Genomic DNA, 16,012 nt, shown 5'->3' with positions numbered 1-16,012 from the left:
AAAATGGTGCAATCCATTTGCCTGGGGGTGGCGCCTGGTGTCATTCTTTGGGAAGCGATTGGGTACTTTTGGAAGGCGCAGAGATAGTTGCTGGTTGCAAACGACTGCGACTTTGGTCTGAAGGTGCATTCTGTTGTTTGCATATGAGTCAGCAGAGTGAGATGAATAAATAAACCGTATGACAGGGAGGTGCGTGATGGGCAAGTGGCTTGGCAAGGTGTTGCTGATATCTGGATGGCTCGTGTCGGGTATGGTGTTGGCGGAGGAGCCCTTCTTCAGAATTGCGGGGGCGGGGTGCTGCAATGGCAAGGGGGAGGTGGTGCTGACCCGTACCGAGTTTGAGGCCTTGCCGCAGACGGAGGTTAAGACGGGGACGCCCTGGACCGAGGGGGAGCACCTCTATCGCGGGGTGTTGCTGCGGGACCTTGTCAGGATCTACGGTCTCAAGAGCCAGGAGGTTAAGGCCCTCGCGGTCAATGAATACTGGGCCGCACTGCCGCTGGAAGACGGGGAGAAGTACCCGGTGCTGGTGGCCGAGAAGCAGGATGGCAAGGCGCTGACTCTGCGCAACAAGGGGCCGCTCTGGGTCATTTATCCCCTCACCGACCATCCCGAACTCAACAAGGAGCTCTATCACAGCCGAATGGTGTGGCAGCTGACGGCGCTGGAGAGCAAATAAGATGCTGCGCGGCAAGTTCTTGAGCCTGATCCTGATGGTGACCACCTTTTTGGGGGTGACCCTCTGGTCGGTCTGGAACTATGACCGCGCGTTCAATGCGGTGACGCGCTACACCCAGCTCTCCGCCTGGGCACTGGCCCAGCTCGAGCTGGAGATCCACGCCTTCGAGGAGGGTTTGCAGCTCTATCGTGCCGGTGCCGCCAGCCGGAAGGAGATGAACAAGCGCTTTGACATTGCCTGGAACCGGCTCGATGTCTTCCTGCACGGGGAGGAGGCAAAGTCGGTCAGGGCCCGATTCGGTGCGGACAAGGCGGTCGGCAAGATCCTCGCTCTCTTCGAACATTATGAGCAGGATGTGGTGCATGGGGAGCCGGATTCCCCCGCACTCAAGATGTTCACGGCCGCGCTCGATGAGGAGATGCGCGGGGTGCGGGACGTGATGGTGAAAAATTTCACTGGGCCCTCTGCCATCGCCCAGCGCGAGCTGCTCAACGAGTCGAAAACCCAGAACTTCTTCATCCTGGGATTTCTGATGCTGGCGACCATGGTGATGTTGATGGTGCTGTTTCGCGAAGTGCGTCGCCAGCATTTTCTGGCGTGGAACGACCCTCTCACCCGTCTCCCCAACCGGGCGGCGCTCATCAAGCACCTCCAGCAGTGGACCAGCCATCCCGGTCGGCGCAGCAGCATCACCGTCTGTCTCATGGATCTGGGGCATTTCAGGGAGGTCAATGACAGTCTGGGTTACGAAGTGGGGGACGCCTTGCTCAAACGGCTTGCGGCGCGGATCAAGGCCGCCTCTGGCCAGGGGATCTTCGTTGCCCGTACCGGCAGTGACGAGTTCACCCTCATCATCACCGGCACCATGCCCACCTATCTGCGCTTCCCGTTTCTGGATCAACTGCGCAGCGAGCTGGCGGATCTGGTGTTTGCCGCCGATCCGGCGCACCGGGTGCGGGTCTTCATGGGCACCAGCCAGTACGTGAAACCGGATCATTCACCGGAAGAGATGCTGCTATTTGCCGATATCGCCCTCGACAGCGCCAAGCGCAAGCGGCTGAATCGCAATGTGCTCTTCTCCAGCAGCATGTATCAGCACTATCAGCGCAAACGCCGGCTGTCGACCGAGCTGCGGGAGCTTATCCACTGCCCGCAATGCCCGCAACTGGCCCTTTACTATCAGCCCATCGTGCGCGGCCAGAGTGTGGTGAGGCTGGGGGCCGAGGCGCTGATCCGCTGGCATCATCCGGAATATGGCTTTATTGCCCCCCTCGACATCATCTCGCTGGCAGAAGAGAACGGGTTGGGCGAGGCGCTCGGGGGCTGGATCATCCGGCGCATGCAGCTCGATCTGTCCGGCTTCCCGGAGGAGGCGCTAGCACCGCTCGAGATCTCCATCAACCTCTCCAACTCCATGTTCAACATGGGGTTGGCCAGGGAGATTGAAGAGAAGATGGGTGATGGTCCGTTGGGATTGCACCAGTTGATAGTGGAGCTGACCGAAACCATCGCCCTCGATGACATCGCCCTGAGCAAGCAGATCATTCACTCCCTGCGCCAGATAGGGGTGCGGGTGGCCCTCGATGACTTCGGGACCGGCTGGTCCTCGTTCTCTTACCTGCGTGAACTCTATTTCGACAAGCTCAAGATAGACAGATCCTTTATCACCGCGATCGACAGTGACACCCGGCAGGCGCTCTTCGTCGAGACCATCACCACCCTCTCTCATCAGTTGGGGGTGCGTGTCGTGGCAGAAGGGGTGGAAAACAGCGATGAGCTCAAGGCGGTGCTCACCATAGGGGTGGATGAGATCCAGGGTTATTTCTACTCGCGTCCCTTGCCGCTGCCGGAGTTCATGCAGTTCTGTCACCGCTATTTCGCCCACAGTGCCGCCATTCAGGAAGTGGCACTGGGCTAGCCTTGGGGCAATCGAGCTCCTGTAGCCTTGTCTTCGAGTCCCTCTGTTCGATCGTTCCTGGTTGATATTTCATCCCGACACCTTTCTCCCATGGCAGGAGCGCTCATGACGCGGTTTTCTTGTGCCTCCTGCCAGAACGAGGGTGCGAGAGGGCAGGCCCGGTGCTACCTTGTGCCACGAACAGTGCCACAGAACAGAGGAGCCATAAATGGATCGCTTGGGGGTGATGGAGGTGTTCGTGCTGGCGGTGGAGACCGGCTCGTTTTCGGCGGTGGCCCGCCGACTGGGGATGGGGCAACCCACGGTTTCCAGATTGATTGCCCAGCTTGAGGCGCACCTTGGCAGCCGCCTGTTGCTGCGTTCGACCCGGGGGCTGGCGCCCACCGAGGCCGGAGAGGCCTACTATCTGCGGGCGAGAGAGATCCTGGCCCAGGTCAACGAGGCTGATGCCATGGTGCAGCAATGCCGGGCGGGCCTGAGCGGGCGTCTGCGGGTGAGCGCTCCCGTCACTTTCGCCCGCCTGCATATCATTCCCCATCTTGCCGGTTTTCTGGCGGCTCACCCGGGACTGGATCTGGAGATCCTGCTGGATGACGGCAATGTGGATCTCATTTCGGCGGGCATCGAGGTGGCTCTGCGGATCGGCAAACAGGCCGACTCGTCGCTGGTCGCCCGCTGCCTCGCCCGAAGCGACATGCGGGTGCTGGCGACGCCGGCCTATCTGGCCGCCAAAGGAGAGCCTGAGACCCCTCAGGCTCTGCAACAGCATGATCTGGTGCTTTACAGTCCACGGCCCGGAGTGGGGCAGCAGTGGCGATTTCGCCGCGGCGTCGAAGAGAAGGTGGTTTCCGGAGAAGGCAGGCTGACGGTCTCGGCGGCCGAAGGCATGCGCGCCGCCGTGCTGGCAGGACTGGGGCTCGGTATCGCCTCGGAGTGGATGTTTGCCCCCGAGCTTGCCCGCGGCGAGGTGGTGGCGGTGCTGCCCGAGTGGCAACTGCCCATGCAGGAGCTCTGGACCCTGCTCCCGGCAGGTCGCCAGCCTGGTGCCAAGGCGAGCGCCTTTCTGGCATTCGTGACCGGCCTGCCCGGGGTGGGGCATACGCCAGCGGAATAACTGTTATGGTCCCCACCGCTCTACTGGTGGCGACGCTCCCCGGGTAGGCTGTGCGCATGGGGCCCGTGTCCTGGCGGGAGCCCTTCTACCACGAGGAGAAGATCATGAGTACATCGCCTTCTGCCGGAGGGGCCGCAACCCCCGGCCCCTCCCTGCTCTTCGCCATGGCCCTGTCATGCGGCCTGGCAGTTGCCAACATCTACTACAACCAGCCCATGTTGGCGGTGATGGCGCAGGACTTTCCCGGGCACTCGGGCATGCCATTGATCGCCATGCTGACCCAGCTTGGCTATGCCATGGGTCTGCTTTTGCTGGTGCCGCTTGGCGATGTGCTCGAGCGCCGCTGGCTGATTCCGGGGCAGTTTGCATTGATCGCGCTGGCTTCCCTGCTGGCGGCCACGGCCACGAGTGCCACCACCTTGATGCTGGCCTCCGTCCTACTCGGCATCGGGGCCACGGCGGCCCAGCAGATAGTTCCGGTGGCGGCGACCCTGGCAGATCCCGCCCGCCGTGGTGCCGTGGTCGGCAGCGTGATGAGCGGCCTGCTGGCCGGAATACTGCTCAGCCGCACCGTCGCCGGTCTGGTCACCGCCTATGGCAGTTGGCGCGCCATGTTCTGGCTGGCCATTCCCCTGGCCCTGTCGGGGGCCCTGCTGATGGCCAGGATGATACCATCCGGATTGCCGCGCTCTCCCCTCGGTTATGGCCGTCTGCTTCATTCTCTGGTCGGTCTGTGGCGCGAGGAGCCCGCCTTGCGCCGCGCGACCCTGACCCAGGCCTTGCTGTTTGCCTCCTTCAGCGCCTTCTGGACCGTGCTGGCGTTCTACCTGGCCGAACCTGCCTATGGGTTGGGGGCCGACATGGCGGGTCTGTTCGGCGTCATCGGGGTGGCTGGGGTGGTGGCGGCCCCTTTGGCAGGCCGGATGGCGGATCGGTTGGGGGCCAGACCAGTGGTATTGGCCGGTGCCGTGCTGGTGGTGCTTGCCTGGATCTGCTTCGAGCTGTGGCTCTCTCTGGCCGGGCTGGCGTGCGGGGTCATCTTGCTGGATCTCGGAGTGCAGAGCGCACTCATCGCCCATCAGCAGCGCATCTATGGTCTGAGACCTGAGGCCAGGGGGCGCATCAATACCCTCTTCATGACCGGCATGTTCCTGGGGGGAACCCTCGGCTCCAGCCTGGGGATGCTGGTCTGGCAACAGGGACACTGGCTCGGGGTGGGAGCAGCCGGCATGGGGTTGGCCCTGGTGGCCTGTCTCTGCGCCCTGGCCGGCAGGCGGGGGCTGCAACCGGCCATCTGAGGCATGTGCAAGACAAGAAAGGCGACCTCGGGGTCGCCTTTTGTCTGTCTGCTTGGGATGGTCTCAGAGCACCATGGCGGCAATCCAGCCGAAGATCACCAGGGGGATGTTGTAGTGGATGAAGGTTGGCACCACGCTGTCCCAGATGTGGTCGTGCTGACCGTCGGCATTGAGGCCCGATGTGGGGCCGAGCGTCGAGTCGGAGGCGGGGGAACCCGCGTCCCCCAGCGCGCCCGCGGTGCCCACCAGGGCGATGGTCGCCATGGGCGAGAAGCCGAGGTGGATGCACAGGGGCACATAGATGGTGGCGATGATGGGCACGGTGGAGAAGGAGGAGCCGATCCCCATGGTGATGAGCAGGCCCACCAGCAGCATCAGGAAGGCCGCCAGTCCCTTGTGACCGGCCATCATGCTGGAGACGGACTGCACCAGACTCTCCACCCCGTGGGTCTCCTTCATGACGGCGGCGAAGCCTGCGGCCGAGATCATGATGAAGCCGATGAGGGACATCATGCGCACACCCTGGGTGAAGGCATCCTGGCTCTCGCGGAATTTGATGACGCCGCCGCAGGTGAAGATGATGAAGCCTGCGAGTGCCCCCAGCACGATGCTGTTGGTCATCAGTTGCAGGCCGAGTGCCACGGCGATGGCCAGCAGGGCGACCCAGATGTGGTTGAGATTGAGCTCGACCGTCTCGGGTTCGGCGGCCAGGATCTTCTCCAGATCATACTGACGAGGCTTGCGGTAGCTGAAGAAGACGGCGATGAGCAGGCCGAGGAACATGCCGAATACCGGGATGGCCATCGCCAGGGGCAGTTGGCTGAATTCCACCGGTACGCCGTTGTCGACGAGATTCTTGGCCAGGATGTTGTTCAGGAAGATGCCGCCAAAGCCCACCGGCAGCAGCATGTAGGTTGCGGTCAGGCCGAAGGTGATGACGCAGGCCACCTGACGGCGGTCGATCTGCATCTGGGCCATGACATGCAGCAGCGGCGGGATCAGGATGGGAATGAAGGCGATGTGCACCGGGATCAGGTTCTGGGAGGAGATGGAGACCGCGAGCACCGAGGTGAGCAGCAGGCTCTTGACCCAGAGAATGCGGGTGCTGCTGGCATCCTTGCCGAGCTGGTTGATGACCTTGCGGGCCAGCAGATCGGTGATGCCGGAGCGGGAGATGGCTACCGCGAAAGCCCCCAGCATGGCGTAGGAGAGGGCGATTTCTGCACCGCCGCCCAGGCCGCCGGTGAAGGTGCTGAGGGTCTGCTCGAGGGAGAGTCCGCCGAGCAGGCCACCCACGATGGCACCGATGGCGAGGGAGACCACCACATTGATCCGCAGCAGGCTGAGCACCAGCATCAGCGCCACCGCGATAACAACAGGATTCATTTGATTTCCTTATGGATTGTGTTGCTGTCAGTCGTATGAAAGCCAGCTAGTTTGCGAAAAACAGGCTAAATGTCGAGAAAAAAATCGGCAGATCCCGGCCAAGGGACGCATCTTCTGCTGGCGGTGAACGGGAACCGGGAAAATGGCCCTTCTTCCTTGCCCAGACAGGTCCCCTCATGCAGACAGGCTGCCATGGGCAGCCTGTCTGGGCAGGGGCTGGGAGTGTTCAGCCCTCGTCTTCGGTGTCCGTCGTTTCATCCGGGTTGGCCAGAGGCCAGCCTCCCAGGCTCTTCCAGCGATTGACGATGTGGCAGAAGAGCTCTGTGGTGCGCTCGGTGTCGTAGAGGGCCGAGTGGGCCTCTTTGTTGTCAAAGGGGATATTGGCGCTCTGACAGGCCTTGGCCAGCACCGTCTGCCCCAGGGCAAGACCCGAGAGGGCGGCGGTGTCGAAGGTGGCGAAGGGGTGGAACGGATTGCGCTTGAGGCCGGCCCGCTCGGCGGCGGCCATCACGAAGCCGTGGTCGAAGGTGGCGTTGTGGGCCACTATGATGGCGCGACCACAATCCTGCTCCTTCATGCCCTTGCGCACCCCCTTGAAGATCTCGGTGAGTGCTTCCTTCTCGTCCACCGCGCCCCGCAGCGGGTTGAAGGGGTCGATGCCGGTGAACTCCAGCGCCGCTTTCTCCAGATTGGCGCCCTCAAAGGGCTGGACATGAAAATGGAAGATCTGGTCAGGGACGAGCCAGCCCTGCTCATCCATCTTGAGGGTGTGGGCGGCTATTTCCAGCAGGGCATCGGTCTTGGCATTGAATCCGGCGGTTTCAACATCGATGACGACGGGGTAAAAGCCGCGAAAACGGCCCTTGAGGGTGTGAACGGCGTCGGTCATGGTATCTCGGTCGGCGTGAAAGGAGGCGGCATTATGGCAAAAAAGCGTGCCCTTGTCCCTTATCTGCCGCCATGGGACGGCAAGAGGGCCATTTTGAAACACCTGTGCTTATAATGGGCGACGTCAACCATGGAGGGAGAGGACGATGAAGAAGCTGGGATTGGCACACAAGATGATGTTGGTGGTCTGTCTGCCGCTGTTGGCCCTGCTGTTTTTCTCCGGCCGGTACGTCTATGAACGTTATCGGGTCGAACAGGAGATGAGCGGCGCCCTGGTCGCGCTGGCGGTGGTGAAGGAGGCGGCGCAGCTGGCCCATGAGCTGCAACGGGAGCGCGGCATGTCGGCCGGCTTCCTCGGCTCTGGCGGCAACAAGTTTCGCGATGCGCTGCCTGCCCAGCGCAAGGTGGTGGACAGCCTGTTGCAGCGTTTTCATCAGGATCCTGCCTTGCTGGCGCTGACCGAGGTGCAGCAGGGAGTGGCGGGACTCACCGCCATGCGTGAGCGGGTCAGCGCCCTGGGGGTCGAGGTGGCGGAACAGGTCGGCTTCTATACCCGCCTCGTGACCGCCCTGCTGGCGGTGGTGGACAAGATAAGCGTCGACAGCATGGATGCCACCATCGCCTTGCAGACGAATGCCTACGCCGCCTTCCTGCAGAGCAAGGAGCGTGCGGGACTGGAGCGGGCGACGCTCAGCAACGTCTTTGGCCGTGACAGCTTCACGCCTGCGCTGTTGCAGCAGTTCATCTCCCTGCTGGCGGCCCAGAACACCTATCTCGAACGTTTCCAGGCGGTGGCGAGTCCCGCCCAGCGTCAGTTGCTGAACGACAGCCTCGCCTCACCCGTGGTGGTCAAGGTGGCCGCCATGGAGAAACTGGCCCTGGACAAGGCGGCAAGCGGCGGTTTTGGTGTCGATGCGGAGGCCTGGTTTGCCTTGAGTACCGACAAGATTGGCCTGCTCAAGGAGATAGAAGACAGCCTTTATCAACAGCTCTTCGAGCGGGTTGAACAGATGCGGGTCGGGAGTGCCAGTGACTTCTGGTGGGGGGCGGCTGGCGTGTTGCTGTGCATCGTCCTGACCACCTTCGTCTGCTGGCGGGTGGTGCGGGATCTGCATCTGGGCTTCATGGCCCTGCACCAGACCTTCAAGCGCTTGGTACAGGAGAACGACCTGACCGTGCGGGTCGACTGGCGATCCGGGGATGAGCTGGGGGCCCTGGCGCGGGATCTGAACCATTTCCTCGGGCACCTGGAGAGTTTGCTGCTGGCTGTGCGCCACTCCTGTGACGTGCTGATACGCAGCGCCGCCAGCTCGGCCGAGGTCATTGCCGAGGTGAATGCCGGCGTAGTCAGGGGATGCGGGCAGGTGGATCTGGTGGCGACTGCCGCCACCGAGATGGCATCGACTGTCGCGGAGATTGCCCGCAACGCAACCCAGACCTCCCAGGCGACTCAGCAGGCCATCGGCCGGGCGAAGCAGGGTGACAAGGAGGTGGATCAGACCATCCACACTATCCAGCAGGTGGCGGGTACCCTGAGTGATACCCAGCAACTGGTGGACAGCCTGCATCAGGATACCGAGTCGGTGGGCGAGGCCTTGAGCCTCATCAAGCAGATCTCGGACAGAACCAACCTGCTGGCCCTCAATGCCGCCATCGAGGCGGCCCGTGCTGGTGAATCCGGGCGCGGTTTTGCAGTGGTGGCCGACGAGGTGAGAGCGCTTGCCTCCCGTACCCAGCAGGCGGCGGACGACATAGAGCGGATGCTGGGCCGCTTGCGCCAGGGGGCCAACGAGGCGGTGGCTGCCATGCACACGGGCACCGAACAGGCCGGCCTTAGCGTGACGGAGGCCAAGCGGGCGGGGAGCGAGCTGACCGACATCGTCAACGAGGTGCGCAAGGTGAGCGACATGACGGCCCAGGTGGCCACCGCCACCGAGGAGCAGCGTTATGTGACCGACGACATCCAGCAAAACGTGATGACCATCCGTGACGTGTATGAGGCCCATCGCCAGCACTCCCATACCCTGCAACAACACAGTGCCGAACTGGATGCCCTGGCCCGGGATCTGGCGGGACGCATCGCCAGCTTCAAGCTGATGGCCCCTTCTTCCCCCCACTGAGCGTTTTGACCTAAAGCTTGTCCTGCCGCTGCCGATAGATAATTCGAGATAGTGTGGAGGACAAGCCGTTGAATGCTTGGGTGTTGGGGTTGATCAGCATATCAGTGAGTATGCAGTTGCAGGCGGGCGTGACCGAATTTGGCGCCGGTCTGGATCAATCCGTCTGGCGCCTGACCTCTGATACCCAGGTGGAGTGCAGGTTGGAGCATCCTATTCCCCGCTGGGGAACCGGGGCCTTTGTCAGCCGGGCCGGGCGCAAGATCAATCTGGATTTCGAGCTCAAGGGGCAGCGACCCCAGGCGCGTACCCAGACAGTGAGCCTCGGGATCATGCCCCCCAGCTGGCGTCCCGGGGTGGCCGGGCGACAGATCAGCCAGTTGCAGTTCTATCAGCAGTTTGACGGCCTGGTGGCGGGGCAGACCGCCTGGACCATGCTGGACGAGCTGGAAGGAGGGCGTATGCCGACTTTCCAGTATCGCGACTGGTATCGTCAGGACAGGCCGGTGCGGGTATCGCTCTCGTCGGTCAATTTCAGGGTCAAGTACCAGGCGTTCATGGACTGCCTGAGTGGTTTGCTGCCCTACAGCTTCAACGACATCGCCTTCAGCGTGCTCTCCTATGACAAGAACAGCGATCAGTTGTCACCGGCCTCCAAGCGGCGGCTGGCGATGATCGGTGACTATGTGAAGGCAGACAAGAGCATCGATGTGGTGGTGATCGACGCCTACAGCGACAGCTATGGCGGCCGCTGGCCAAACCAGAAGCTCTCCGAGAAGCGAGCGGATGCCATCAAGCAGGTGTTTGTGGATCTCGGCATCGAGGAGGGCAAGATCTCGGTGGAAGGGCACGGTGAGAAACAGCACGTGGCCTCCAACGAAACGGAAGCTGGCCGAGCCAAGAACCGCCGGGTGGTGATCAACATGGGACGCAACGGCACTATCTGATCCCGTTGAGTCATCGAGAAGGGCGGGATTTTCTCTGTAGTCAGGAATAAAAAATGCCAGTCGGTGAACCGACTGGCATTTTTTTCACGGGTATCCGGGATTACTTGGCCAGGGATTCCGGCAGGTTTTCACGGATCTTGCCGAGCATCTCTTTAAGAACGCGCGGGTTGGCAACCACGATGTTGCCGGAGTTTTCGTAGTTGTGACCACCGACGAAGTCGGTGACGATGGCGCCGGCTTCTTTGGCCAGCAGCTCACCGGCGGCGGTGTCCCAGGGTTTCAGGCCGATTTCCCAGAAACCGTCGACGCGGCCAGCGGCCACATAGGCGAGATCCAGCGCGGCGGAGCCAGCACGACGGATGTCTGCGCACTCGATGAACATGCTCTGGAACATCTTCAGGTAGGGTTCGATGTGGTGCTTCTGCTTGAACGGGAACCCGGTGGCCAGGATGGTGCCGGAGAGCTCTTTGGCCTTGCCGACACGGATGCGGTAGCCGTTCAGCTGGGCGCCGCTGCCGCGGGTGGCAGTGAACAGCTCGTCACGGATGGGATCGTAGACAACGGCTTGTTCGGTCTTGCCCTTGACGCGCAGAGCGATGGAAACGGCAAAGTGCGGAATGCCTTTGACCAGGTTGGTCGTGCCATCCAGTGGGTCGATGATCCATTGGTAGTCCGGATTGGTACCGGCAATCTCGCCAGACTCTTCAGCAACGATGCTGTGTTCCGGGTAAGATTTTTTGATGGTGTGAATGATGGCCGCTTCGGCGTCACGGTCAACGTTGGTCACGAAGTCATTGCTGCCTTTCTGGATAACCTCGATGTTCTCGGGTTGAGAAAAGGCTTTTACTACTACTTGACCGGCGTTGCGCGCAGCGCGCACGGCGATATTCAGCATCGGATGCATAGGTTCACCACTGGATGTTAAAGAACGGGGGATAAAAGGACGCGACATCTTACCAAGATATTCGGGAATAGCAACTGCTATGCCCTCATTCGGTCAGGGTGGTGACTGACAGATCTGACGGCTCCAATAAAGACCTGTAATCAACTAGTCTTATCGCGACAGCCGGATAACAGGCTGTGGTGAGCATAGGGATATGAGCCATGAATCTGTCATTAATCAGTCAGAAACCGTCGTCGCCGACGACTCTGGGTGTGTTGGCCGCACTGCGTGCCGCCAGCGAAGAGAGCGATTATGTCACCGAGGTCCGGGTGGCACAGCCCCAGCAGTGGCAACCGTCGAAGGATGAAGCGGCGATCCTGCTGCTGGAAGAAGAGGGCGCTGCCTGGCCTGCTCCGCTCTGGCCTGCAGGAGGCAGTGCACTGGGATTGCCGGTGCTTCCCCTGTTGGTGCATCGACAGTATGAACATCCTCCACAGGGGCCGGATGTCCGGGATCCGCATTTTTATTTCGTCTCCAACGGTATTCTGCTGGATGAGGCCGAACTGGCGGATCCTGCCTGCAGCCTGGTGCTGCAAAGCAAGTTTGAATCCTATTTCCCGCTGCTTTCCCGTCTTATCTTGCTGCGCCAGCGCCAACCAGGGGTACTGAGCAGCTAATCATCTCCCCCTCGATGCGGGCTGTTCAAGGGGCACAATATTTGTCATAACTGACCGACATTGTGCCGCTTTGCTATGGCCTGCGCAGCGGCTCACCGTGTGTTCGTCGACGGAGGTGACATGAAGGTTTATGAGCTGAGACGAGCCCCCAATGCCCGTCGGGTCAGAATGTTTCTGGCGGAGAAGGGGGTCGAGATGGAATATCAACAGGTTGATCTGGGGGCGGGGGAAAACCTGGCGCCCGCTTTTTTGACCAAGAACCCGGCCGGGCGCATTCCTGTGCTGGAACTCGATGACGGAACCTGTCTGAGTGAAACCCTGGCCATCTGCCGCTATTTTGAAGAGCTCCACCCCGAACCGAACCTGTTTGGCAGCACCGCGCTGGAGCGCGCCACCATAGAGATGTGGAGTCGCTTCATCGAGTTCAACCTCTGGCTGCCGACCGGTATGGCGTTTCGTCATATCACCGGTTTTTACAAAGACCGGGAACGGGTCTTCCCCGAATGGGGGGAGGAGTGCAAGCAACAGGCTCAGATCTGGTTTGACAAGCTGGATGCCCGTCTTGCCGAGGTGCCCTATATTGCGGGGGAACGCTTCACCATCGCCGACATTCTTGCCCTCTGTACCATTGATTTTGGCAAGGTGGTCGGCCTGCGTATCACCCCCGAACTGCCCCATTTGCAGGACTGGCATGAACGGGTGAGTGCCCGGTCCAGCGCCCAGGCCTGATCCTTTCCCCTGAACGTTCAAGGAGTCCAAGATGATAGAGTTGTACACTGCCGCCACGCCCAACGGGTTCAAGGTGTCGATCGCCCTCGAAGAGCTGGGGCTGCCCTACAAGGTCATTCCCCTTGATTTCGCGACCATGGAGCAGAAGAAGCCCGAGTTCCTGGCCATCAACCCCAATGGCCGCATCCCGGCCATCGTCGATCGGGACAATGGTGACTTTGCGGTGTTCGAGTCCGGCGCCATCCTTATCTATCTGGCGGAAAAAACCGGCAAGTTGCTGCCGCAGGATCCCAAGCGCCGCTCCCAGGCCATCCAGTGGCTGATGTTCCAGATGGGGGGCGTCGGTCCCATGATGGGGCAGGCCAACGTCTTCTATCGCTATTTCCCCGAGAAGATCCCGGCCGCCATCGAGCGTTACCAGAAGGAGGGGCGACGCCTGTTCGAGGTGCTCGACGGTCATCTGGCACACCATGAGTATCTGGCGGACGAGTACAGCATCGCCGACATCGCTACCTGGCCCTGGGTGCGCATCCACGACTGGAGTGGTATCTCCATCGAGGGGTTGGTGCATTTGCAGGCCTGGATGGCACGCATGGAAGCCAGGCCCGCCTGCCAGAAGGGCATCACCATTCCACCGCGCAATGAGAGCCCCGAGGATCAGGTCAAGCGGGCGCAGCAGATGGTGACTCGCTGACACCATCATGATGGCCCTGACGGGCCATCTTTTTTATTCCCCTTTGACTCCCCGTTGTTTGACGATCTGCATCGCAGTCGCTTTTTGTCTTTCAAATAAGCCATTTATCAAAAATCAAAAGTCATTCTTCCTGATTAATTGTTATGTTATAACGCCATTTCTTTGGTTGATGAACATGAAGCTTGGATGGAAAGGATGACAAAAAAATGCACCGCAGCCGGGTGGTTCGCCCTGGCTCTGATGGCAGGAACGACTGCAGCCGACGGCAAACCGCTTGCCATGGTGGGGCCTTGGGAGATCCACAGTGTCGACCCCGCCAGCAACGGGGTCTTCTTTACTCGCATGCAGGTGGCGGAGACCCTGGTGGATGTCGATGGGAAAGGCAATCTGCAACCCGGGCTTGCCAGTGAGTGGTCGCGTAGCGATGACGGTCTGCAGTGGCGATTCACGTTGCGCCCCGGGGCCCGTTTTCACGATGGCAGCGAGGTGAGCGCCGAGCAGGCCGCTTTTGCCCTGCAACAGGCCTGGCGCAAGCCCGGTGTGATGATCAGCGCTCCTATTGCGTCCATCGGATCTGGAGATGGCGTCTTGAAGGTCACCCTGAGCGAACCCTTCGCCTCCCTGCCCGCCGTGCTGGCCCACCCCAGCACCCAGATCCTGGCGAAGGCCGCCTACGATACCAAGGGGGAGGTAACCCAGGTGATAGGCTCTGGCCCCTACCGCATCACCCGCCTGCAACAACCCCAGCGGATAGAGACTGTGCGTTTCGACGGCTGGCAGGGGGCCAGGCCCGCGATCGAGGAGGTCAGCTACCTGACGGTGGGGCGCGCAGAGAGCCGCACCCTGATGGCCGAGAGCGGTCAGGCCGACATCGCCTGGGGGCTGGATCCGGTCAGCATCCGCCGCTTGCAGCAGGCGTCACGGGTCTCCATCGCCTCGGTCACCCTGCCACGGACCATCCAGCTCAAGCTCAATGGCGCCGATCCTCGTCTGAGCGATCCGGTGGTGCGCCGTGCCCTGAGTCTCGCCATCGATCGTCGTGGTATGGCAGCCGCCCTGCTGCGGGATCCCGAGATGGCGGCAACCCAGCTCTTTCCTCCCACTCTGGGGGAGTGGCACCAGCTCGGGTTGACGCCGCTTGCCTATGACGTCAAGGCGGCCCGGGCGGCCTTCGCGGCGGCAGGCTGGCAGCCGGGGGAGGACGGTGTGCTGCGCAAGGGGGAAGAGCGCTTCGCCCTGACCCTGCGTACCTTCCCTGACCGTCCGGAGCTGCCGCTCCTTGCCACGGCACTGCAGGCGCAGTGGCAGGCGGTAGGGGTGGAGCTCAAGGTGGCGGTGGGCAACTCGAGCGAGATCCCGGCGGGCCATCAGGACGGCTCCCTCCAGCTTGGTCTCTACGCCCGCAATTATGCTCTGGTACCGGATCCCCTGGTCACGTTGCTGGGGGACTTGGCCCCTGCCGGTGCGGACTGGGGGGTGATGAACTGGCACTCCCCAGCTATGACGCAAACACTGACCCGCCTTGCCACGCAAGCCTTGTCGCCCACAGACGCCGCCGCGGCTCGCCGGGAGATAGCCACGACATTGCAACAGGAGTTGCCGCTCCTGCCCATCGCCTGGTACCGCCAGAGCGCGGCGGTCAGTCGGGGGCTGGAGGGATTTGAACTCGATCCCCAGGAGCGCAGCTATGGCCTGGACAAGTTGACATGGAGCGCACGATGACAGCGACACCCTTGTCTCGCGTCATGGGGATACTGGGTCAGCGTCTGGTGCAGGCGCTGGTGGTTGCCCTGCTGGTGGCCGGACTCTGTTTTCTGATGGTGCAGTCCCTGCCCGGAGACATCGCCTTTCGCATCGCGGCGGGTCGTTATGGCTATGACTATGTCACCGCCGAGGCGGCCAACGCGGTGCGCAGCGAGCTGGGGTTGGCCGGCTCGGCCCTTGTCCGTTTTGGCGACTGGCTGTGGGCCTTGCTGCAAGGGGATCTCGGCAGCTCCCTGGTGACGGGCGCACCGGTCGCCACCGACGTGGGTCATCACCTGGGCGCCACCCTGACGCTCGCGAGCGCCTCCGTGGTGCTGGCGCTGGTGGTGGCGCTGCCGCTTGGCAGCCTGAGTGCGCTGCGCCCGGGGGGATGGTGTGATCGCCTGACCCTGGGCTGGAGCGTGCTGATGCGTGCGTTGCCCCCCTTCTTGCTCGGCCTGGTGCTCATGGTGATGCTCTCGGTGGAGCTGGGCTGGGTCAGTGCGGCAGGGCACGGGGAGGGGAGCAACCTGCTGCTGCCCGCCCTGACCCTGGGATTGGGGCTCTCCGGCGTGCTCTCTCGGGTGGTGCGTGAAAGCGTGCTCACCGTGGTGCAGTCCGGTTATTACCGATTTGCCCTCACCAAGGGGCTTTCGCCGGCCCGGGTTTTCTGGCGCCACGGTCTGCGCAACACCGGGGTCAGCATCATCGCCTACACCAGCGTGCAGCTGGTGCTGCTCATCGAGGGGGTCGTGGTGGTCGAGAGCCTGTTTGCCTGGCCCGGGATCGGCCATGCGCTGGTGCACGCCATCTTCTGGCGCGACATCCCCATGGTTCAGGGGACAGTGCTGGTGCTGGCGGTGCTCTTCGTGCTGCTCAATACCCTCACCGATCTGCTTTGTCTTGCCATTGACCCCCGCGGTCCCAAGGAGTCCTGAT

General features: G+C 61.9%; 14 protein-coding genes. 11 read left to right on the top strand and 3 right to left on the bottom strand.

From position 1 onward, the window contains the following. The first annotated feature begins 196 nt into the window (after positions 1-196). From ACVDHI_RS07620 to ACVDHI_RS07605, 4 genes are all read left to right on the top strand, one after another. The gene (locus tag ACVDHI_RS07620; protein WP_010675103.1) at positions 197-679 is read left to right on the top strand and encodes a molybdopterin-binding oxidoreductase; all 483 of its coding nucleotides are present in this window, start codon (positions 197-199) and stop codon (positions 677-679) included. Between the two features lies 1 nt (position 680). Then, a complete protein-coding gene (locus tag ACVDHI_RS07615; RefSeq protein WP_447211924.1) occupies positions 681-2,597 on the top strand; it encodes a putative bifunctional diguanylate cyclase/phosphodiesterase in 1,917 nt (638 codons plus the stop codon). A gap of 208 nt (positions 2,598-2,805) precedes the next feature. Beyond that, a complete protein-coding gene (locus tag ACVDHI_RS07610; protein WP_042882841.1) occupies positions 2,806-3,711 on the top strand; it encodes a LysR family transcriptional regulator in 906 nt (301 codons plus the stop codon). 104 nt (positions 3,712-3,815) lie between these two features. Further along, the gene (locus ACVDHI_RS07605; RefSeq protein WP_039038817.1) at positions 3,816-5,009 is read left to right on the top strand and encodes an MFS transporter; all 1,194 of its coding nucleotides are present in this window, start codon (positions 3,816-3,818) and stop codon (positions 5,007-5,009) included. A 63-nt stretch (positions 5,010-5,072) separates the two neighbouring features. On the opposite strand, the gene ACVDHI_RS07600 is transcribed toward ACVDHI_RS07605, so the two are convergent. Both ACVDHI_RS07600 and rnt read right to left on the bottom strand, forming a co-directional pair. Then, the gene (locus ACVDHI_RS07600; RefSeq protein WP_039038758.1) at positions 5,073-6,395 is read right to left on the bottom strand and encodes a Na+/H+ antiporter family protein; all 1,323 of its coding nucleotides are present in this window, start codon (positions 6,393-6,395) and stop codon (positions 5,073-5,075) included. A 226-nt stretch (positions 6,396-6,621) separates the two neighbouring features. Continuing rightward, complete coding sequence (gene rnt / locus ACVDHI_RS07595; protein ID WP_010675098.1) at positions 6,622-7,284, bottom strand: ribonuclease T; 663 nt, start codon at positions 7,282-7,284, stop codon at positions 6,622-6,624. Positions 7,285-7,429: 145 nt separating this feature from the next. Between rnt and ACVDHI_RS07590 the strand changes: the two genes are divergently transcribed. Together ACVDHI_RS07590 and ACVDHI_RS07585 are read left to right on the top strand one after the other, a co-directional pair. Further along, complete coding sequence (locus tag ACVDHI_RS07590) at positions 7,430-9,403, top strand: methyl-accepting chemotaxis protein (RefSeq protein WP_447211923.1); 1,974 nt, start codon at positions 7,430-7,432, stop codon at positions 9,401-9,403. 68 nt (positions 9,404-9,471) lie between these two features. After that, the gene (locus ACVDHI_RS07585) at positions 9,472-10,347 is read left to right on the top strand and encodes a flagellar protein MotY (protein WP_039038755.1); all 876 of its coding nucleotides are present in this window, start codon (positions 9,472-9,474) and stop codon (positions 10,345-10,347) included. Between the two features lie 100 nt (positions 10,348-10,447). On the opposite strand, the gene suhB is transcribed toward ACVDHI_RS07585, so the two are convergent. Beyond that, on the bottom strand, positions 10,448-11,251 hold the full coding sequence (suhB, locus tag ACVDHI_RS07580; RefSeq protein ID WP_039038754.1) for an inositol-1-monophosphatase: 804 nt from the start codon (positions 11,249-11,251) through the stop codon (positions 10,448-10,450). A gap of 200 nt (positions 11,252-11,451) precedes the next feature. Between suhB and ACVDHI_RS07575 the strand changes: the two genes are divergently transcribed. The 5 genes from ACVDHI_RS07575 (at position 11,452) to ACVDHI_RS07555 (ending at position 16,011) form a co-directional block, all read left to right on the top strand. Then, positions 11,452-11,907, top strand: coding sequence for a hypothetical protein (locus tag ACVDHI_RS07575; RefSeq protein WP_323891055.1), 456 nt, complete (start codon positions 11,452-11,454; stop codon positions 11,905-11,907). A 120-nt stretch (positions 11,908-12,027) separates the two neighbouring features. Next, positions 12,028-12,636 carry a glutathione S-transferase family protein gene (locus tag ACVDHI_RS07570; protein ID WP_223956550.1) on the top strand — a complete coding sequence of 203 codons (609 nt, stop codon included), beginning with the start codon at positions 12,028-12,030 and terminating at the stop codon, positions 12,634-12,636. 31 nt (positions 12,637-12,667) lie between these two features. Then, on the top strand, positions 12,668-13,330 hold the full coding sequence (locus tag ACVDHI_RS07565; protein ID WP_039038751.1) for a glutathione S-transferase family protein: 663 nt from the start codon (positions 12,668-12,670) through the stop codon (positions 13,328-13,330). Positions 13,331-13,525: 195 nt separating this feature from the next. Then, positions 13,526-15,052 carry an ABC transporter substrate-binding protein gene (locus ACVDHI_RS07560; RefSeq protein ID WP_324061948.1) on the top strand — a complete coding sequence of 509 codons (1,527 nt, stop codon included), beginning with the start codon at positions 13,526-13,528 and terminating at the stop codon, positions 15,050-15,052. After that, positions 15,049-16,011: an ABC transporter permease gene (locus ACVDHI_RS07555; protein ID WP_270821180.1), complete on the top strand. Its 963-nt coding sequence runs from the start codon at positions 15,049-15,051 to the stop codon at positions 16,009-16,011. The genes ACVDHI_RS07560 and ACVDHI_RS07555 overlap by 4 nt, the downstream gene beginning before the upstream one ends. Position 16,012: the final 1 nt, after the last annotated feature.

The organism is Aeromonas sp. 25-248 (assembly GCF_053005425.1).
The sequence above is the reverse complement of the archived record's forward strand: the minus strand, read 5'-3'. Positions and strand labels throughout refer to the sequence as shown.